At 44.4% G+C, this 18,757-nt stretch carries 18 protein-coding genes; 4 read left to right on the top strand and 14 right to left on the bottom strand.

The genetic code is table 11. From position 1 onward, the window contains the following. The first annotated feature begins 161 nt into the window (after window positions 1–161). Complete coding sequence (locus tag AB4232_RS19805; RefSeq protein ID WP_009847013.1) at window positions 162–611, top strand: TerB family tellurite resistance protein; 450 nt, start codon at window positions 162–164, stop codon at window positions 609–611. Window positions 612–644: 33 nt separating this feature from the next. Here AB4232_RS19805 and AB4232_RS19800 read toward each other — a convergent pair whose 3' ends face one another. The 6 genes from AB4232_RS19800 to AB4232_RS19775 form a co-directional block, all read right to left on the bottom strand. Beyond that, the gene (locus tag AB4232_RS19800; RefSeq protein WP_029222865.1) at window positions 645–1,082 is read right to left on the bottom strand and encodes a hypothetical protein; all 438 of its coding nucleotides are present in this window, start codon (window positions 1,080–1,082) and stop codon (window positions 645–647) included. A 5-nt stretch (window positions 1,083–1,087) separates the two neighbouring features. Further along, window positions 1,088–1,786 (bottom strand): helix-turn-helix domain-containing protein, encoded by a 699-nt coding sequence (locus AB4232_RS19795; RefSeq protein WP_032499115.1) that lies wholly within the window; start codon window positions 1,784–1,786, stop codon window positions 1,088–1,090. Window positions 1,787–2,204: 418 nt separating this feature from the next. Beyond that, window positions 2,205–2,900, bottom strand: coding sequence for a hypothetical protein (locus AB4232_RS19790; protein WP_372087827.1), 696 nt, complete (start codon window positions 2,898–2,900; stop codon window positions 2,205–2,207). Window positions 2,901–2,915: 15 nt separating this feature from the next. Further along, entirely contained in the window at window positions 2,916–3,272 is a 357-nt protein-coding gene (locus AB4232_RS19785; RefSeq protein ID WP_012604199.1) for an antibiotic biosynthesis monooxygenase, read from the bottom strand. Between the two features lie 369 nt (window positions 3,273–3,641). Next, the gene (locus AB4232_RS19780; RefSeq protein ID WP_009847018.1) at window positions 3,642–4,172 is read right to left on the bottom strand and encodes a 3'-5' exonuclease; all 531 of its coding nucleotides are present in this window, start codon (window positions 4,170–4,172) and stop codon (window positions 3,642–3,644) included. Window positions 4,173–4,259: 87 nt separating this feature from the next. Then, window positions 4,260–5,798, bottom strand: coding sequence for a diguanylate cyclase domain-containing protein (locus tag AB4232_RS19775; RefSeq protein WP_372087826.1), 1,539 nt, complete (start codon window positions 5,796–5,798; stop codon window positions 4,260–4,262). Window positions 5,799–6,146: 348 nt separating this feature from the next. On the opposite strand from AB4232_RS19775, the gene AB4232_RS19770 reads away from it, so the two are divergent. The 3 genes from AB4232_RS19770 (at window position 6,147) to AB4232_RS19760 (ending at window position 11,737) form a co-directional block, all read left to right on the top strand. Further along, complete coding sequence (locus tag AB4232_RS19770) at window positions 6,147–6,779, top strand: DUF2760 domain-containing protein (RefSeq protein ID WP_009847020.1); 633 nt, start codon at window positions 6,147–6,149, stop codon at window positions 6,777–6,779. Continuing rightward, entirely contained in the window at window positions 6,779–8,758 is a 1,980-nt protein-coding gene (locus AB4232_RS19765) for an Hsp70 family protein (RefSeq protein WP_372087825.1), read from the top strand. Before AB4232_RS19770 ends, AB4232_RS19765 begins: the two co-directional genes overlap by 1 nt. A gap of 138 nt (window positions 8,759–8,896) precedes the next feature. Then, on the top strand, window positions 8,897–11,737 hold the full coding sequence (locus AB4232_RS19760) for an Hsp70 family protein (RefSeq protein ID WP_372087824.1): 2,841 nt from the start codon (window positions 8,897–8,899) through the stop codon (window positions 11,735–11,737). A 172-nt stretch (window positions 11,738–11,909) separates the two neighbouring features. Here the strand turns inward: AB4232_RS19760 and AB4232_RS19755 are convergent, their stop codons facing one another. The 8 genes from AB4232_RS19755 to AB4232_RS19720 all read right to left on the bottom strand — a co-directional run. Next, window positions 11,910–12,125 (bottom strand): hypothetical protein, encoded by a 216-nt coding sequence (locus AB4232_RS19755; RefSeq protein ID WP_009847023.1) that lies wholly within the window; start codon window positions 12,123–12,125, stop codon window positions 11,910–11,912. Window positions 12,126–12,391: 266 nt separating this feature from the next. Further along, the gene (locus AB4232_RS19750) at window positions 12,392–12,865 is read right to left on the bottom strand and encodes a DUF2947 domain-containing protein (RefSeq protein ID WP_029223788.1); all 474 of its coding nucleotides are present in this window, start codon (window positions 12,863–12,865) and stop codon (window positions 12,392–12,394) included. Between the two features lie 120 nt (window positions 12,866–12,985). After that, window positions 12,986–13,573: a ribosomal protein S5-alanine N-acetyltransferase gene (rimJ, locus tag AB4232_RS19745; RefSeq protein WP_009847025.1), complete on the bottom strand. Its 588-nt coding sequence runs from the start codon at window positions 13,571–13,573 to the stop codon at window positions 12,986–12,988. 72 nt (window positions 13,574–13,645) lie between these two features. Continuing rightward, window positions 13,646–15,190, bottom strand: a complete 1,545-nt coding sequence (gene tyrR / locus AB4232_RS19740) for a transcriptional regulator TyrR (protein ID WP_102249796.1) — start codon at window positions 15,188–15,190, stop codon at window positions 13,646–13,648. A gap of 187 nt (window positions 15,191–15,377) precedes the next feature. After that, a complete protein-coding gene (locus AB4232_RS19735) occupies window positions 15,378–16,430 on the bottom strand; it encodes a YcjF family protein (RefSeq protein ID WP_372087823.1) in 1,053 nt (350 codons plus the stop codon). 14 nt (window positions 16,431–16,444) lie between these two features. Next, complete coding sequence (locus tag AB4232_RS19730; protein ID WP_372087822.1) at window positions 16,445–17,818, bottom strand: YcjX family protein; 1,374 nt, start codon at window positions 17,816–17,818, stop codon at window positions 16,445–16,447. A 223-nt stretch (window positions 17,819–18,041) separates the two neighbouring features. Next, window positions 18,042–18,227, bottom strand: a complete 186-nt coding sequence (locus tag AB4232_RS19725) for a hypothetical protein (protein ID WP_004734731.1) — start codon at window positions 18,225–18,227, stop codon at window positions 18,042–18,044. 164 nt (window positions 18,228–18,391) lie between these two features. Then, the coding region (locus AB4232_RS19720) for a fumarate hydratase C-terminal domain-containing protein (protein WP_372087821.1) at window positions 18,392–18,757 on the bottom strand (366 nt) is incomplete at its 5' end.

Here is an 18,757-nt window from a genome sequence, read left to right as displayed (position 1 = left end):
GCTTTTATCTCGAACAAAGTTTAACCGCGAAAGGTCAACACGCCCTAAACAAGTGTTCCTTATTGCTGACCTCTTCGTAATGTCAGTTTTAAGTAAAGACGCTTGCGATCACACTCCGTAGGCCCAATAGTAATAATATTCACCATAACTGGAACGCTCTTATGTTTAACTCACTTACCTCGTTATTTAAACAATTAGTTGACGGCTCTGATTTAGGCAAAACGCCCACTGCCTCACCTAACTTAGCCATCGCCAGCTTGTTATGCGAAGTCGCTGGTGCAGACCACGCGATCAACGAATCAGAGCAACAAGCCAAACTGCACTTACTTCAGCGTTTACTGAACATAACCGAAGAAGAATCAAAAGCTTTATTAACACAAGCTGAGCCTCAAGTTGAACAATCTGTTTCTCTGTACGATTTCACTTCTCAACTGCGAGAGCTTTCGCAGCCGGTTCGCATAGAATTAATCAAAGCTATGTGGGAAGTCGCACATGCGGATGGAGAGATTGACCCACTTGAAGATTCAGTGATCCGTAAAACCGCAGAACTGCTCTACGTTGACCACAGTGACTTTATCAAAACTAAGCTGAACGTCATCGGTAAAAGCTAACCAAAGGCTCGATACTCACGTTAAGTGACTGGATCAACGTAAACGGTCGCCATGCATGATGCCTTTGAGCTCTAACGGCGTGCCCTTCTTAGTGACATAAAGGCCGCGCTGATTTGATACCAACACACTGCGCTTGCCTTGTGTTTGTTGAATGTATAAGTGCTTGATATTGAATGTCTGCTTATCTTGGGCCTGATCTTGATCCAATTGATAAAAGTAGTAATGATTCCCCCAGCGCAAGAACACGCCAAACATCTGCTTAGTTTGAGCGATATTCCCATCGATATCGTAACCAATGTACTGCATTTTGACTCGACCATTTTCCAATCGAAGTGATATTTTTTCCCAGCCTACCATCGGGTATTCTGCGGAAAATTTATAAGTACTTTTGGTTGCGAGCCCAGAAATTAAGCCTACATTTAGAATCACAAAAAACGTGAGTAAGATAGGCATCCAAAACTTACGATTCATATCACTCACCCTCGCTCATCGTCATTATCGTCATCGCAAGACAAAGATTTAAACTGGTGACTCATCTCTTTCCAGCGCCCGTTTATCAATGCGACGGCTTGGATATTCTGGCACCCAACTCCGATGCGATGCAGATAAAGCGAATCAACACCGAGTTCTGAGACGGTATTGAGTTCGGTTAATAATTCTTGATCAAAATTCAAACTGTCGTGATAAACATCCATGCCACGATAGCTCGTTTTATCCATAAAAAAAACGAACTGATAAAACAGCACGAGAAGAAGCGCGCTGACGACCATCCCTACGATACGAGATTGGTGACGAGTGAGAAAACTCTTAACCCTTCGCTGTTTATGAAGTTCCCGTTGTTGGGGTAATACAGACTCGCTTTTACTGTCATCACTGCGATCACTGTCAGTATTAAAAACCTCTAGCTCAACGGTTTCATTAGGAACATTAACTTGAGCTACTTGAGTTTGAATAGCAGAAATGGGTGTTGATAGATAACCACCAAGCTGTTGAGGCCTGCTAAAACTGTACCCTTGCTTCTGAACCGTTAAAATTTTGCACTCACAGTTCAGTTCATTCAACGCTGTACGAATGTTCTTTATCGCTACGTTTAGCGAGCTTCCTGTCACCACCCGCCCAGGCCAGCAATGTTCAAGAAGGAAGTCTCGGCCAATCGCTTTCGGGCTATTCATCACCAAATGTTCAAGGATCAAACTTTCGGATGAAGACAAGGTGACCTGCTTGTTAGAGCTCGAATTAATGAGAGTATTGTTATTCAATTCGATACCCGAAGCGTCTAAGGTGATCTTATCAGGGCTATTGGCGTTCATTTCGGCGAGGCGTTCATAAATAAAAGGTCATCAAAAAGGTGTTTATTTGGTCGAGCTAATACCAAACCATACATGGAAAAGAAGAGTAATAAGTTTAGTCAATAATTAAGCCAAATATAAGCTCAGCAAGTAACAAGATAAAATAACAACAAGGTGAGCCAGTCACGAAAACTCACTCACCTATGAACATAGCCAAGTTTAACTCTAAACTTGTCATGGTCCTATATTAAGACCTCGTCGTTACGCAATCTGAAAACGAAGTCACAATTCTGTTCTAGCGAAATTATAGTTCCAGTTTGAATCCAAGTTCACTAATCATAACTTCAGCGAAGCCTAACTTTACTGCATTCAACTGACTGGCAACTCCGCGAGCTTGTTCTTCGTTTTTAGCCAATATTGCCATTGAGTAAATGGGTCTGATCATCGCTTTTTGGTTTGGCTTCTCTTGAGCTATTTCTTGATGTTTTAAGTAAGCAGAAGTAATCACGCCTTGAGCGCTCCAATCGACAACCATTTGTAAATCTTGGCTGATAATCTCATCGACAATGAATTGATTCTCAGGCTCTGTCCAAGCGAGTTCGACTGCGTAGTTTTTGAAAGCGACGTCAGTGTTTAACCACTTATTACCGATGTCTCTGATTTCAGTCACCTCGACAAGCTCTTTAAATTGGAATGGTAGGTTACCAATCAACTCTCGAACGTGCTGTTCACTGTCCGCTTCAATCACAAACTTAATCATCGGAAATTTCTTGTCTCCGATAAAGCTTTCCGATACGAACATATCGTGTACCAAGCCCGCGTCAATTAAGTTAGCAAATGCTTTTTTCTGATGAGGCATCGCCTCAAATACCGCTTGAGCATCGTCGGTTTTCCAAGCGACTGACACACCGTATGCCGCAGCATGGGCATGGGTTGAAAAAATAGTCGCTGAAAGTAGAAAGCTAAAAATAGCTAAAAAGGTTCCTAGAGTTGTTTTCATTATGTGGTTTCCTGATTAGTCGCGAATAATTTCATACAAGTTAGGGTCAGCAGAAACCCCTTCGATTTTTAAAGGTGGTAGCTCTTTTCTCATCACTTGTATTGCATCATGGAATTGCTTCTTACTCTCCCATTCAGCGACATTGATAAAGCGGTATGTCGCGTCCGAGCTTAAAGAGCGGTGCAGTTTGGTCGATAGGTATCCGGGTTGCTTCATCAATACGTCTCGCGCATTTTCCCAATACGTTAATGTAGCGGCCTCATGGGCTGGCTCGACTGAAAAGGTATTTATCAATACAACGGGTTGTGCCGAAACCAACGCACTTACGCTTAGCGCCCCCAGTGCCAATCCATACTTAATAATGTTCTTCATCCTATTCTCCTTGTTTTGGGTGAGCTAACGCTATCATCTAGCTCTGCCCAATCAAGGCTGCAACCTGCGATTTAATATTAATTAAAAAGCTAAATTTCAAACCAATATTATTCACTCGTAAAATAAGCGATGTAGCCATTCACTATTGATAAACCACTTGTTGAAATTAGGTTTCTTGGGATAGTCATTGCCCTTAACGTGAATAGTCATTGCCCTCAATTTGGATCGTCATTACCCTCAAATAACAGGCACAAAAAAACCACCTAATAAGTAGGTGGCTCTTCATTTTAATAACTCACAAGATTCAGGCTAACTTTAAGTGTTTAACCTTTCAGTATTTAACCAAGCGCCTCTCTGAAATACAAACGATTACAACATAGTCAGCGCAAGCTTTGCCAAGTTATAAGCGTCAACATAACCAGAGTGCTGACGACCTTCCCACTCAATGTTTTTCGCTTCTTGAGCAGCACGGTGACCAATACGTTTTTCTTTCAATCGATTCTGAACTCGATAAAGCGTGGCGATATTCAAGAACTCGCTGAACGGAGGTTCGATGCCTTTCTCAATACACTCTTTGTGTAAGATAAGGTCGTCACGTCCCCACGCTGCATAGATTTTTTTTGGTCCACCGAAGTTCTTAATCATCGACTTGATGACAGATTCTAATGGACGACCTTGCTTTTCGATTTTACGAGGTGTTATGCCCGTTAGCTCGGCGCAGAACAGAGAGACTTCATCTTTCTCTGGCTTAACGTAGTATTGTGCTCGCTTGACGATAGTGCCAGATGCTAGATCAATTTCAGCAAGACCAACTTCAATGATCTCGCCTGTTGTTCCCACACCGTCTTCGCTCCAACAGCACATTTCCAAATCGAAACATACCACTCGATTGTGATTCATACGTCGCCTAATTCTCTCGTCAAAAATTTTGTCAAATTGTACATGAGCCCAATACAGAACTCGACCCTAGTTGCATCAAGTGCTCATTTAGCCTGCAATTGTAACGCGATTTCGGCCATTTGACTTACTTAGGTAAAGCATACTATCGGTTTTTTGAAGGAGCTCTTCGATGTCTTCTTTACTGCGGATGGTAGCACCGATACTTAGAGTACAACTCAATAGTTGACCTTTATGCTCACAGTGAGACTCGCTCACCGTATCTAAAATACATTCTAAATAACGTGCCAGCGCGTCGTGTTCAATGACGCTCGAAATGATACCAAACTCATCTCCTCCCATACGGAAGACATGATCGCCCTCTTTCAAACTGCCTGAAATCAACTGAATTACATGAACCAGTAAGGCATCACCAGCCGGGTGGCCAAATTGATCATTAATCCCTTTAAATTTATCGACATCAAATCCAATCAAGCTAAACGGCTTGTCACCTTGTATCGCTTTATCGAGCACCTTATTAAAGGCTCGTCGATTATAAATCTCTGTGAGGCTGTCATGATTGGCAAGAAAACGGAGTTCTTCCGTTCTTTCATCAATCATTTTATACAGGCGTACTTTTTCTTGGACTTGCAGTTTAACGATATAAGAAAGCAACAGTGAAATAGTCGTGCCCACGAGGGCAATCCCGGCCAACACCAGGTAACCATTAAACGAAATGCATGAGTCTATCTTGAAGTCGACAACCCATTCACGGTTAGTGAGTGTGATTTTCTTGGTGATATGTTGTCCAGTCACACCCTCATAACCTGTCGTTTCGAACAAGACAGGTGCATCTTCGGCTTCAAAACCGACATCACTAACGCGGACATAAACATTCATATCCCCAACCGTCGAAGCCAGCAAGTTCTCAAAATAGTATGTGGTGCGAACCACACCAATTACAACGCCGAGTAAGTTGTCACTCTCTCCCTCAAAGACAGGGTGATACACCAACATGCCACTCTTTTTTGTGTCTTTATCTAGCCCATCTTGTATCAAGCGAACTTTGTCTGAAATATTCGCCTTACGTGTCTGTTTGATATTATCTAGAACGAGATCAAATCGCTCTCTAGAAGAGTAAAAGCCAAGAACTTTGTTGTTTGGTTCTGTATTGGGGAAAATATCGCTAGCAACGAAAGCTGGCTGACCATCCAAAATGTAGCCATAGATTTTTGCTTGGTTCTTAGGAATGGTATACAGCTTAAAGAATGGGTACTTTTCTTTCATTTTCGCCGTGTGCTCAGCTATCTCGTCTGCGGGCACTTTTTGCATCCACTGCAAGGCAATTAAACTCTTTGAATCATCTATGGTTTGCTTAGCAAAGCGATCAAACTTATCCCAATTTTCAGGGTCATTTGCGTAGAAAAAATTAGCACCAGACCCAATATATGCAACATCATTATCTATAAAGGCTTCCAAGCTCAATGTCTGGTGAGTAGCAAAACTATCCAAATTCATATTCAGCGCACGCTTTTGATTAAGCATGACTAATACAAAGCACAAAACAGTAATCAAAAAACTGACCGAAAATACGACCAACGGGAGAGTTTGTCTCTTCAACCCTGTTAGTGGGTCAGTAGTTTGGGGCATGCGGGTTCCAAATAGGCTCTATTGAATGAAAAGTATATAACGGACGGAAATAATGCTCCATTCATGTTTAGTCCTAAATGTCACATTAAACGGGCATTTTGTAAATTTTACTGACCCCCATGACCAATAACCAGACAAATCTCGACTAAATTTCAAGCTAACACACTAAAAAGCCACTTGTTTGAAAACATTAAATACACCTCTTAAGCCTTGAATATGCTAGTATCCACCCATATTTATAGCGTGAAAGCGACCGTTTCAGTCTCGTGCTACCGAGTTTCTTTCCAATCTGTATATTCCTTTAAACCGACGAATATACCGTTAAATCAATTTTAAAGAGAAATCACTATGATCGTTGATTTGAACCTAATCCCACAAACGTTTGATATGCTTCACGCAGGCCTAACTGCATCAAGCGTTTTACTACTGCTTATTGCCGTTTCTCGTAAAACCCAAGTGGTTGAGAAAGTCGTAGAAAAGCCAGTAGAAAAGATCGTTGAAGTTGAAAAGCCAGTTGAGAAAATTGTCGAAGTAGAGAAAGTTGTTGAAGTTGAACGTGTAATCGAAAAAATCGTAGAAGTTGAATCTAAGCTGGCAACAGCACCAACAGATTCTGCAATGCAGCTACTGTCTATCATGCAGCAAGAAGCTCGTTTAATTGACTTCCTAAAAGAAGACCTAACTTCATTCTCTGACGAAGAAGTTGGCGCAGCAGCACGTGTAATTCACACTGGCGGTAAAAAAGTGTTAGCCGATTACGTGACGCTTTCTCACATCCGTACTGAAGATGAAGAAACGCGCATCACGGTTGTTGAAGGTTTCAACCCTCAAGAAATTCGCCTAACAGGCAACGTAACGGGCAATGCACCGTTCAATGGCACATTGGTTCACAAAGGTTGGAAAGCAACTGACATGAACCTGCCTAAGCTTGCTGAGAACTACGATGCATCTGTGATTGCACCGGCAGAGGTGGAGCTATAATGGAACACCAAACACAGCCATCATCGCACGAGTCATCTGCACAGACGCATTCACAAGAGCTATCTTCTCAAGAGCAACAGCAAGCGCCTAAGTTCAGTGTCGGTATCGATTTAGGTACTACACACTGCGTTTTGTCTTTCATCGACACAACAAATGAAGACGCTCGCGTTGAGGTGATGCCAATCCCTCAATTGACGGCACCTGGTACAGTAGAAACTCGCAGCCAACTTGGCTCGTTCCTATACCAGCCGCACGAACATGAAATGAATGCGGGCTCTCGCGTTCTTCCTTGGTCTTCTGAACCTAAAGCGCTAGTCGGTGCGATTGCTCGTAACCTAGGTTCGAAAACCCCTATCCGTTTGGTAGCAAGTGCAAAATCTTGGCTATGCCACGGTGGTGTTAACCGTCGTGATGCGTTCCTTCCAGCAGGCAGCCCTGAAGAAGTTGAAAAGGTATCTCCGCTTAAGACAACTGAGTTGTACCTTGAGCACCTTAAAGATGCTTGGAACCACGCTAACCCAGAACACAAACTGGCAGACCAAGATGTAACGATCACCGTTCCAGCTTCGTTTGATCCTGCGGCTCGAGACCTAACGGCTGAAGCTGCGCGTAATGTTGGTTTTACTCACCTAACGCTTCTTGAAGAGCCACAAGCAGCTCTTTACAGCTGGATTGATAACAGCAACGATACTTGGCGCGATGAAGTGAACGTTGGTGACATCGTTCTAGTTGTCGATATCGGTGGTGGTACAACCGACCTTTCGTTAGTTGAAGTAACACAAGACGAAGGCAACCTAAGTCTGAACCGCATCGCGGTAGGTGAGCATATCCTACTTGGCGGCGACAACATGGACTTAGCACTCGCTTACCGTCTGAAAATGAAACTGGCACAAGAAGGCAAAGAACTGGCTCCTTGGCAGGTTCAAGCGATGACTCACGCGTGTCGTGATGCGAAAGAAGCACTGCTAAACGATGCTGAACTGCAATCTGTGCCTATCGTTGTACCTAGCCGCGGCTCTAAACTACTGGGCGCAACACTGAAAACCGATCTGACTCAGCACGAAGTACAACAAACATTGGTTGATGGCTTCTTCCCACAAGTCGCTGTAACGGATCACCCAGTACAGAAAACTCGTGGTGCACTGACTCAAATGGGTCTACCTTACGCTCAAGACGCAGGTATTACTCGTCACATTGCTGCATTCCTTTCTAAGCAAGCGAACGCGCTTTCTGGAAATAGTGAAACCGCTCAACAAGATTTCAACCCGTTTGCAAACATGCCCGGTATGCCCGGTACAGAAGCGCCAGCAGCAGACTTCATCAAACCAACAGCGGTACTGTTCAATGGTGGTGTTCTAAAATCTAACCTACTTGCTGATCGTCTTTCAGACACGATCAATGAATGGCTAATTAATGCAGACGCAGAATTCGCTAAACAGCTTTCAGGCCTAGACTTAGACCTAGCGGTTGCAAGTGGCGCTTCATACTACGGCGCAGTTCGTCGTGGCCAAGGCGTTCGTATCCGCGGTGGTATCGCTTCTTCTTATTACGTAGGAATTGAAAGCGCGATGCCAGCTATCCCAGGTATGGCTCCTCCAATGGAAGCACTGTGTGTTGCACCATTTGGCATGGAAGAAGGCTCAAGCGTTCAAGTTCCGAGTCAAGAGTTTGGTCTAGTGATTGGCCAGCCAGTACACTTCCAATTCTTCGGTTCAACAACACGTCGTGAAGACCAAGCAGGTACGCACCTTGATCACTGGGCTCCAGAAGATCTTGATGAGCTTCCTGAAATCCAAGTGACACTGCCTGTTTCTGAAGGTCGTCGCGAAGGTGAAGTGGTTCCGGTGACTTTGGCGTCTCGTGTTACTGAATTAGGCACGTTATACCTAGAAGCGATAGCCACTGACAATGGTCAGAAATGGCATGTTGAGTTCGACGTTCGTGAAGACTCGAATAACGACTCAAACGTAGAAGCATAATGAATCAACGGCACCTTAGCGGGTGCCGTTACTTTATCAATGCGATTCCCTAGCCCTGTATTAAAAGCATTCCAAAGACAATAATAAGACCAAAATTATCCATTAACTGGTCATCACTTTGGCAGAATAAGGTTTTGTATGGCATCTCCTCGTTTTTTAGTCGGCATTGACTTAGGCACAACCAATACTGTTGTCGCTTACTGTGAAATCAACGACGACCTACAACATGCTCCCGTTTCTCTTTTCGATATTGACCAACTCATCGGCCCCGGTGAAGTGGTTCGCAAGCCTCTACTTCCATCATTTCGTTATCATCCCGCACAAGGTCAGATCTCCCCTTCCGATCTCACCATGCCTTGGGAACCGAGCTTAGTTGAAGGCGATATTCAAAATGTCATCGTTGGTGAATGGGCTCGCGAACTGGGCGCAAAAGTCGAAGGCCGCCAAGTATCCAGTGCAAAGAGCTGGTTATCTCACCAAGCGGTTGATCGTAACTCCGACATTCTGCCTTGGGCAGGCGCAACTGACGTCGATAAGGTGTCTCCTGTTGTCGCAAGCGCAAGCTACCTTAACCACATCCGTCAAGCATGGAACTACCGTAACCCAAGCAATAAGCTTGAAGACCAAGACGTTGTAGTCACCGTTCCTGCTTCATTCGATGAGACAGCACGTAAGCTGACACTCGAAGCGGCAGCACTTGCTGGTTTAGGTAAGATTCTATTGCTCGAAGAGCCGCAAGCCGTTTGTTATGACTGGTATGCCCGTCACCAACAAACCGCTACAGACGAACTTCAACAGATCCCGCTGATTCTAGTGTGTGATGTTGGTGGCGGTACTACCGATTTAAGTTTGATCGAAGCGAGCTTCAAATCGGATAACGGTGGCAATCAAGAGCTCGCACTCGACCGTATCGGCGTTGGCGAACACTTGATGCTCGGGGGTGATAACCTCGATTTGGCTCTTGCCCACCTTGCAGAGCAGCGCTTCAATCAAAACAAAAAATTGAATGCTTCGAGCCTAACCAAGCTTATTCAGCAGACTCGCGCCGCAAAAGAGAGCCTGCTGTCTGCTAATGCGCCAGACGATGTGAAGATCACCATGCTGGGCAGCGGTTCAAAACTGCTTGGCGGAACGAAGAGTATTGGTTTAACCAAACAAGAAGTTCATCAGATTGCACTAGAAGGTTTCTTCCCGCTTTCAGAGTTTACGGAAGTACCCGACAAACGACGTAGCGCGGTTGTAGAGTTCGGTCTACCCTACGCAGCAGATCCTGCTGTAAGTAAGCACGTTGCCGAATTCCTAGCGACCCACCAGCAAGTATCTAAAGCCGCATTGGAAAAGTCAGACTCTGTTGAGTTTGATGATACCAAACCTGCAATTCCTGTTGGTGTGCTACTCAATGGTGGTGTGTTCAACAGTGAACTGGTAACAGAGCGAATTACTCAGTTACTTGGCAATTGGAACGGTGCACCAATCACCGTCTTAGATAACCCTCACCCTGACTGGTCTGTAGCCCTTGGTGCTGTAGCTTTTGGTAAAGCACGCCGTGGTGCACAACTGAAAATCGGTGGCGGTGCCGCTCGTTCTTACTTCTTGCATCTACAAGAGAAGAACAAGATGGGCAAAGCGCTTTGTCTGCTTGCCAAAGGTACTGAAGAAGGCCAAGAGATACGCTTAAACAGCCGTCGTTTCTCGCTGACTTTAGGTGAGCCAGTACGATTTAATCTACTGACTTCAACCCACGATCAAATTGCTCATGACACCGCTATTCAAAATGGTGTCATGGTCAATGTCGACGCTGACTTGTTCTCCCCTCTTCCACCGTATATTTCAACACTGGAAGGTTCAGGTACTGCAGAGCTCCAAGCCAACCAAAAAGAACGCGTCGAAGTATTGCTCGCGTGTCAATTAACAGAAGTCGGCACACTGAAAATGGAGTGTGTGAGTACAGAAGATGACTCTAAACGTTGGTTGCTCGAGTTTGAAGTCAGAAACAAGCAAGGCGATGAGTCTGATACCGCTAAACTTCACCCAAGGCTGGATGAATGTAAGGAATTGATTTCTCGTCTGTACAGCGGCAACAAGAAGAGTGCTGAATCGAAAGAGATCAAAACACTATCGAAAGATCTTGAGAAACGACTCGGTAAGCGTGATGAATGGGATTTCACGACCCTTCGCCATCTGTTTGATACCTTTTCATTAGGTCGTAAACGCCGTCGTCGTTCAGAAGCACACGAGAAGAACTGGCTGCGTTTGGCGGGTTACTCGCTGCGTCCAGGCTTTGGCGATCCGACTGACTCATGGCGTATCGAACAAATTTGGGGCCTTTACCAACAAAACATTCAGTTCCAGAACCACCAAGGTTGGACGGACTGGTGGGTATTCTGGCGTCGTGTTGCGGGTGGCCTGAATCAAGAACAGCAAGAAACCATCTTGGCTGATATCGCGAAGTACCTTCACCCAGGTGCAATGAAGAACCCTAAGACAGCGAAAGATGCGCAAGACAATGGCTATGAAGCCATGGTGAGATTGGCTGCGTCCCTTGAGCAACTCGAGGTGGAAGATAAAGTTCTATTGGCTACATGGTTCTTGAGCAAAGCAATTAACCATAATCAGTTCCAACAGGCTCACTGGTGGGCTCTGGGTCGCTTAGCGTCTCGTACACCTTTATACGGAAGCCAACACAGCGTCATTCCAAGAGAGCAAGCAGAACAGTGGTTACCAAAGCTGCTTGACCAGAATTGGCAGAAAGAGCAAATGATTGCTTTCGCGGCAGTGATGATTTGCCGCAAGACAGGTGACCGACAGTTCGATATCTCTGATGACTACCGTGCTCAAGTTCTTGATAAATTAAAGCAAAGCAAGGTACCTGATTCATGGCTAACGCTAGTGAGTGAAGTCACTGAACTTTCTGAGAGCGAGTCTAAACGCGTATTTGGTGATGCATTACCAAGCGGGTTAAGCCTGATTAATAACTAGGTTTAAAAACGATTAGCTTTAGTTGTTAATGAGTAAAGAAGCTAACGAGAAAAGAAAAAGCCACTTTCGATTCGTTGAAAGTGGCTTTTTTATTGGTGGCTTAAGGCTGGTATGTTTAGTCGACTTATCGCATCTTGGTTAAGAGCCTTAGCCGTATTGCAGTTCATCATTGTTAATGTTTCGTACCTGTTGGGTTGATAGGAAAATCCGTATTTTCATAAATATCAGATAACTTTTTCGGTTTCTTCTCTTTAGCTCCTTGGTTCAATTGATTATGAGTTTCGCTTAAAAGCCATTCCTCATGCATTTTTGCTGAATCCAAAAACTCTGGATCTTCCATTGCTTCCTTGCGAAGTTTATTTACACGTTCGAGAGTATCCCAAATCATAATACTTCACCTCCACTAAGGCAGTAATATTAAGATAGCTCAAACACACAAAACTTCAACTAACCCAATGAGATAGCGATCTCAATTTCGTAATTTGCCCACTTTAAAAAAGTGGAAGCGCTCATTTTCAATTGAGCTCAGACAGTGGGTATTCCCCATGATCTTCAAAGATCATCAGGTATAAAAAAAGCGAGCTTAATGCTCGCTTCTTGTCTGTCTATCTGTTGATCGGATCGCCAACACTCGCACGATTAAATCAAACCAACTTAAGCACGGTTACCAATTTTAACGGTACCATTTGTAGCAAACCAAAGTGCTTCTGAACGGCGGCGACCTAGTAGAATCGGGCCATCATCGTAGAACAAAAAGTTTTTCCAATGCTTCTTGAAAACCGACCATTTGGTTTCAAGTACATTGTATTTTTCATAGCAAAAATAAACAGTTACGTCATCTTGCCAATCAATGAAGTTAAGGATTTCTTCTGGCATTTCAGGTTCATCGGCTTCCCAATTTGCCATCCAGCTGATCTCTTCGTTCCAGTTAGATGCCTTGCTCGGCCAGTCTTGCGAACTTAGTCTCTCAGCATCAGGGCTTTGAGGGCTTACGTTCTCTTTCCAAAACTGAGATGCCCTTGCCTGTGTCATTGGTTTTATCTTTTCCAAATCTTCAGCGGGTAGTGGCATTGACTGGTGAGTGAAAATCCATTTTCTTTGGTATTCTTCCAAAGTTGTATATGACATCAAAATTCCTCAAATATCTTCTCAGGCTTATGGGCTTACCATGCCTATATGTTCTTTCGATACAGCGATGACTTCATTTTATTTATGTTCTCCGCTGTATCTAAATTCAATGTTTTACACTCACACGGAGCGTTTATCTTGCCAGTTTGGGTTTACCAGTGCCGTCAACACGTGATCTTCCCATTTACCGTTAATCTGTAGGTAATCTTTGGCAAAACCTTCTCGAACAAAACCAAGATGCTCTAATACACCCGCACTTCGTTCGTTGTGAGGCATGTAGCCCGCCATTAAGCGGTGCATGTTCTGCACATCAAACATGTAGTCTTTAGCCATGCTTAAGCCTCTGCGCATGTAACCGTGGCCCTGTGCACTTTGCGCCAATGAGTAACCGACATTACAAGCGTAGAACGGGAAACGAGACAAATTACTGAACGATATGGTACCTAACATTTCATTTGAATCGGCATTAATCAACAAGCAATAATAGCCTAGCCCCAATTTATGGAGTTCGTTTAACTTAATCAGCCGTTGAGCCCAATCCGCTCTGTCAAAGAACGCATCCTCTCGGGTCGGTTCCCAAGGCTTAAGGTACTCTCTGTTCACCTGAAAGTACTCACTGATCATGCTCGCATCATAGATCTCAGCCGTTCGTAAAATTAGGTTGCCATCACGTTTATCAATACGTTGCTGCGTACTCGAATCTTCCATAGTCTTGTTCTTATTCTTTTGTCTCTTTTTCGTTACCGCCTCACTCTTACCGAATTTAGCAGTCTAATATCATCAGCTCTTTCTGATACCGTAATCACGAAGCTTATTCGCAATTGAGGTGTGAGATACATTCAAACGTTTAGCAAGCTTACGGCTTGATGGGAATGACTGATAAAGCTTCTCTAAAATCTGAGATTCATAGTCTTTCATGATCTCGTCTAGCGAGCCGTCTAAGCTTAAATTCGCCATTCCAGCAGTCATAGTGTCAAGCTGTGGCAGGTGGAATTGCTCAACCGTTAACGTATCTGAATCCAACTCTGTTAGTGCACGTAGAACCATGTTGTCTAACTGACGAATATTGCCTGGCCATTGGTAGTTACCTAATTGGTCGATTAGTTCTTGAGTCAACTTTGGTTTTAACATACCTAACTGCTGTGCGTACTTTGCAACGAATAGCTCCAGTAATGGCGCAACATCGTTTGAACGTTCACGCAAAGCAGGAATCGATAAAGTCAGTACATTCAAGCGGTAGAACAGATCTTCACGAAACGAGCCCGAGTCGGCTAATTCAGAAAGGCGATGGCGCGTTGATGCGATAATACGAACATCCGCGTGCATCTCTTCTTCTTCACCAACACGACGGAATGAACCATCTTGTAGGAAACGCAGCAGTTTGATTTGTAGATGCGGGCTCATTTCGCCGATTTCATCTAAAAATACCGTACCGCCATTCGCTTGTTCGAAGATGCCTTTATGACCTTGTTCATGGTTGAATGAGCCCGGTGCATGTCCAAACAATTCCGTTTCTGCTACGTCATCAGGCATTGATGCACAGCTTAGAATCAAAAATGGAAAAGAAGATCGATTTGAACGGTTATGACACGATTTCGCCAGCATCTCTTTCCCCGTGCCTGTGTCCCCTTCAATAAGCAGAGGTTGATCTAGCATAGCCAGTTTTTTAGCTTGACTGATCAAGGCTTTATGGCGATTAGAGACACCTACAAAGTGTTCAAAACCTAGGTTATTCTGTTCAGGGATGGCGTCTGGCGCGTTCATTTCTTGGTTACAAGAACGAATCGTCATTACTGCACTCGCCAGTACCGCTTCGTTGACATCACCACCTAGATAAATAGGCAGAATTTCAATAGAGAAATCTAGGCCATCTAGCACCACGACTTCACGATGACGCGTTACATCGCCTTCAATCCAACGAGCGAAGTTAAAGCTAGGAACGAACGTCGCTAGTGGCTCACCGATCACTTCTTCTTCTTGTTTGTTGAAGAGGTTCAATGCAGCGTGGTTTGCCATGTCGACGGAGCCTTTAAGGTCAATCGCAATCACAGGATCAGGTAGGTTTGCCAGCAGGGCAATCAGTTCAGTGTTATGCCTCTCGCTTGGCATAAACTGGATTTTACGTACATCCTTCACACCTGAAATTCGGCGAATTTCAGCCATAAGTTCACTAAAAGCATCAAAATTAATATCCGGGCAATTTAGGTAAATAATACCTTTAACATCAATTTCGATTCCTCGTAAATCAATGCTTTTTGAGGCCAAGATATCGAGCAACTCACGCGTTAAGCCGAGTCTGTCTTCACACAATACTTCAAGACGCACAAATAGTCCTATTATAGGTGTCAGGATAAGTTGACAGTAGTGTGAATTAAGCTCTAAGTTCAGTCAAGAAGAAGAGTAAACATATGTTTACTCTTCGCTCGCAAATCACTCAACTTCCTTGTGTATATAGACTTTATAGGAAGGTAATTCGCTTTATTTCCTACATTTCAATTTTAAGCACTTCGCTTTACTTTAAGGTAATGCGCTTTATTTCAGAAAGGACGGCTTTGCGAAGGTCGGAGAGTTTTACTTTTCGCTCATTATGCCAAGGCATAGGACGCAGCAATGTCATTGCTTTTAAGCCCAGTCTCGCAGTGAGGATGCCGACACCGAGCCCCTGCCCTGCTCGAGCTGAGACTTTACCTGCAAGATCCATCGAGACGAGATCCATACTCGCATCAATCGCCAGCTCACTGGCTCCTGCAGCGGCCATGTTGATTAACACCAGTTTAAATAGCTTTATACGAGACCAGTAGCCAAGCTCAATGCCATACACATCAGCAAGCTTGTCTATCATGGTAAAATTGCGCCAAGCCACCAGCAACATATCTGCTGCCGCCAATGGGCTCACAGCAACCAAAGCCGCGGATTCGGTAGAGAACTTAGTGACGATCTGAGTAGCGACCTTATCTTGCTGACTCACGACCAACGCATCGTATATATCCAACACTTCAGCATCGCTGTGGGCTGGATTAATGCTATTTCGCCACTTATCGTATGAAGGAGACTCAACCACTATACCGCCCAGCTTGGCAATGTTTTCACAGAACGCTTTGCCTCTACCAACACTCTGGCTTTGCAGTAGCTCTTCACTCTGCTCTTGCATACTGAAATGGTCTTTCAGCGAACGCAGCTTCCACAACTCTTTGCCTATTGCGCCTAAACCTAATGAAGCAATGGCAGCGATAAAACCAGCCCACCCTAAAGCTAGCCAGTCAGCGGTTTGAATAGCGGTAATGACAGAGTCAATCGCCTGCCAGCCCACCAGACCTGAGAAAGCGACCAGTAAACCCGTTCCAAACCACTTCTTCTTTTTGCTCGGTCGAATCACTTGTTCCAATTGCAGCTCAGCGTCTCCATCAAGGTCGGTTTCCAATTGTGGTTCAACGGGCACAAACTTCTCTTGTTCCGTGAATAGCTTTTGAGCACCCAAATCTGGGGTAACTTCATTCTTATCCGGCTCATCGAACGAGGTCTTCAACGGTTCATCAAAGACCTGTTTCGTTTTTAATTCACTCATTTCAATTGCCTCAATTACTTCAACTTGTCGCCAATTAGATACTCTAAAACCTTGTCGATTCTTAGATGCTGACAAGGCTCGTCAGAGTGCTGCTCCATCGGCCTAAAGCTCGTAAAATCAAACTGGTTGGTTTCCCAATACTGTTTGTTTGGCAGTTTACGCGGCACCTCGCCCGGATACATGGTTTGAGGGACATTATCTAAAGTCACACCTTGCAACGCCGGAACATTGTCTGAACCTGACGAGATATAACCCGCGCTAGTCGCTTGAATAGACGCAATGCTCATGCAACTCATGTCGATGTGTTCAAACGCCGCCTGTTGCCAAGCAGGGTGTACCATCTGCTGTAACAGCGATACCAAGTTCGGATGTTGATCCGGTGTCACGTGATCAGCCTTAGTGGCAGCAAACAAGATCTTGTCAATCTTCGGCGCAAACAAGCGTCTTAGCATATTGCTTCGCCCGTACTTAAAGCTCTTCAATAACTGTTCTAACGCACCACGCATGTCCATGAAAGAGTCATAGCCTGCGTTAAGTGGTTGTAAGCAATCCACCAGCACGATTTGTCTGTCGAACGTGGCAAAGTGATTCTTATAGAACGCCTTTACGACTTTCTGTTGATACTCTTCATAACGCGCTTTTAAAACCGCATAGTTGCTGGTTTTTGAGAACTTACCCTTGGGAGCAGCGCACGGAAAAAATTGCAGCACAGGCGCGCCTTCAAGCTCACCCGGCAATACGAATCGACCCGGTTGTACCCAGTGCAATCCGTTATCCTTACAAGTATGAAGGTACTGAGTATAGCTATCGGCAATCGCGACCAGTTTCTTTTCTTCTGCTTCGGCTAGCAAGTCAATGTCGCCACGTATTGCGTTCCACTGTTGCGAATAGGTTTCTCTATCGCCGTTCAACGCGGCAAATTGAGATTGACTCCAAGTATCAAAGTCCATGTCCAACAAAGGTAAATCAAGCAGCCATTCGCCCGGATAATCAACAATATCGAGATAAAGGGTGCTGTTTTTGCTCAGCAGCTTCTTTGCGCCTTTAGCTGGCTTATATTTAATCGCTAGACGAATCTCGCTAACATCTCGCGTTGGCACTGGCCATTCTGGTGGTTGTGCATTCAACGACTCCATCGCTTCATCATAAGAGAAACGTGGGATCATCATGTTTTGTTGCGGGATGCGCTTTGCGCCAATAATTCTGCCATCTCTCGCCGATGCAAGTAGAGGCAGATTTTTGTGGGTAGACGTATGAAGAAGCTGATTAACCAGCGAAGTAATGAATGCTGTCTTACCCGCACGAGAAAGCCCCGTGACCGCTACTCGAATGTGAGAATCCGTTCCTCTGCTTATAAAGTCACTCATTTCTTGAGTTAGGTGTTTCATTTGAACGACTCCGTGATAATTAGGCCAGTCGGTTATGATAATAGATAGGCTAGCCTATGTTCTTTCCCTATTAGGGTTGTTTGTATGCTTTTGCTTTTTCTTTTGCTTGTTCTTTTACTAATAGTGGTGAGTATGCAATACCCATTCTTAATGCTAGATGAATAAAAGCCCCTGACTACATTCATAATCAGGGGCTTTAGAATTTGTCTGCGATATCTGACTCTTAATCGTCTTCAATCAACTTGTAGATAACAAACAGTGCAATCTCTGCGATTAGCCAAAGCGCACAAGTAATTGTCACGTATTTATTATCAAAGATGCTGATCCCTTTCAAGATCAGGTCGTAACCAACAAAAGCACCAATCACCACTGCCAAGATAATCTGTAGGATCTGAATAAAACGAGGCATTCCTCTCTCCTATGTTCTTATATCAAACTATGTGTTTATCACTATATCATTGATAATAAGACAAAAGTGCAAATAATGCTGCACTTTTGTCTTCAACTTTCTGTCAAGATTTGCAATTCAAACGCTGAAGTTAGCGACAATTACAATTTTTTGGCGTCGGTTAATTATGCTTTTTCAGCTTCAGCAATTTTCACTTTCCACGTGTCAGGGCCGATCTGGTGCGCGTTCACGCCATTAGAGTCAACCGCAACCGTTACCGGCATATCTTCAACTTCAAACTCGTAGATCGCTTCCATACCGAGATCTTCAAACGCAACCACACGTGCTTTTTTAATGGCTTTCGCGACTAAATAAGCCGCACCACCAACCGCCATTAGGTAAACTGACTTATGTTGTTTGATTGATTCAACGGTCGCAGGGCCACGTTCTGCTTTACCAATCATGCCCATAATGCCAGTTTCTTCTAGCATCATGTCGGTGAACTTATCCATACGAGTAGACGTTGTCGGGCCAGCAGGACCTACCGCTTC

This window comes from Vibrio sp. 10N.286.46.A8 (assembly GCF_041470165.1).
GTDB lineage: Bacteria > Pseudomonadota > Gammaproteobacteria > Enterobacterales > Vibrionaceae > Vibrio > Vibrio tasmaniensis_A.
This window is presented reverse-complemented; position numbering and strand designations above follow the sequence as displayed.

Coding starts and splice junctions, on each gene's coding strand:
- AB4232_RS19765 (WP_372087825.1), top strand. CDS start 6,779: ATGGAACACCAAACACAGCCATCATCGCACGAGTCATCTGCACAGACG.
- AB4232_RS19725 (WP_004734731.1), bottom strand. CDS start 18,227: ATGCCTCGTTTTATTCAGATCCTACAGATTATCTTGGCAGTGGTGATT.
- AB4232_RS19790 (WP_372087827.1), bottom strand. CDS start 2,900: ATGAAAACAACTCTAGGAACCTTTTTAGCTATTTTTAGCTTTCTACTT.
- AB4232_RS19800 (WP_029222865.1), bottom strand. CDS start 1,082: ATGAATCGTAAGTTTTGGATGCCTATCTTACTCACGTTTTTTGTGATT.
- AB4232_RS19730 (WP_372087822.1), bottom strand. CDS start 17,818: ATGAAACACCTAACTCAAGAAATGAGTGACTTTATAAGCAGAGGAACG.
- AB4232_RS19755 (WP_009847023.1), bottom strand. CDS start 12,125: ATGATTTGGGATACTCTCGAACGTGTAAATAAACTTCGCAAGGAAGCA.
- AB4232_RS19785 (WP_012604199.1), bottom strand. CDS start 3,272: ATGAAGAACATTATTAAGTATGGATTGGCACTGGGGGCGCTAAGCGTA.
- AB4232_RS19770 (WP_009847020.1), top strand. CDS start 6,147: ATGATCGTTGATTTGAACCTAATCCCACAAACGTTTGATATGCTTCAC.
- AB4232_RS19750 (WP_029223788.1), bottom strand. CDS start 12,865: ATGTCATATACAACTTTGGAAGAATACCAAAGAAAATGGATTTTCACT.
- AB4232_RS19760 (WP_372087824.1), top strand. CDS start 8,897: ATGGCATCTCCTCGTTTTTTAGTCGGCATTGACTTAGGCACAACCAAT.
- rimJ (WP_009847025.1), bottom strand. CDS start 13,573: ATGGAAGATTCGAGTACGCAGCAACGTATTGATAAACGTGATGGCAAC.
- AB4232_RS19780 (WP_009847018.1), bottom strand. CDS start 4,172: ATGAATCACAATCGAGTGGTATGTTTCGATTTGGAAATGTGCTGTTGG.
- AB4232_RS19735 (WP_372087823.1), bottom strand. CDS start 16,430: ATGAGTGAATTAAAAACGAAACAGGTCTTTGATGAACCGTTGAAGACC.
- AB4232_RS19805 (WP_009847013.1), top strand. CDS start 162: ATGTTTAACTCACTTACCTCGTTATTTAAACAATTAGTTGACGGCTCT.
- AB4232_RS19775 (WP_372087826.1), bottom strand. CDS start 5,798: ATGCCCCAAACTACTGACCCACTAACAGGGTTGAAGAGACAAACTCTC.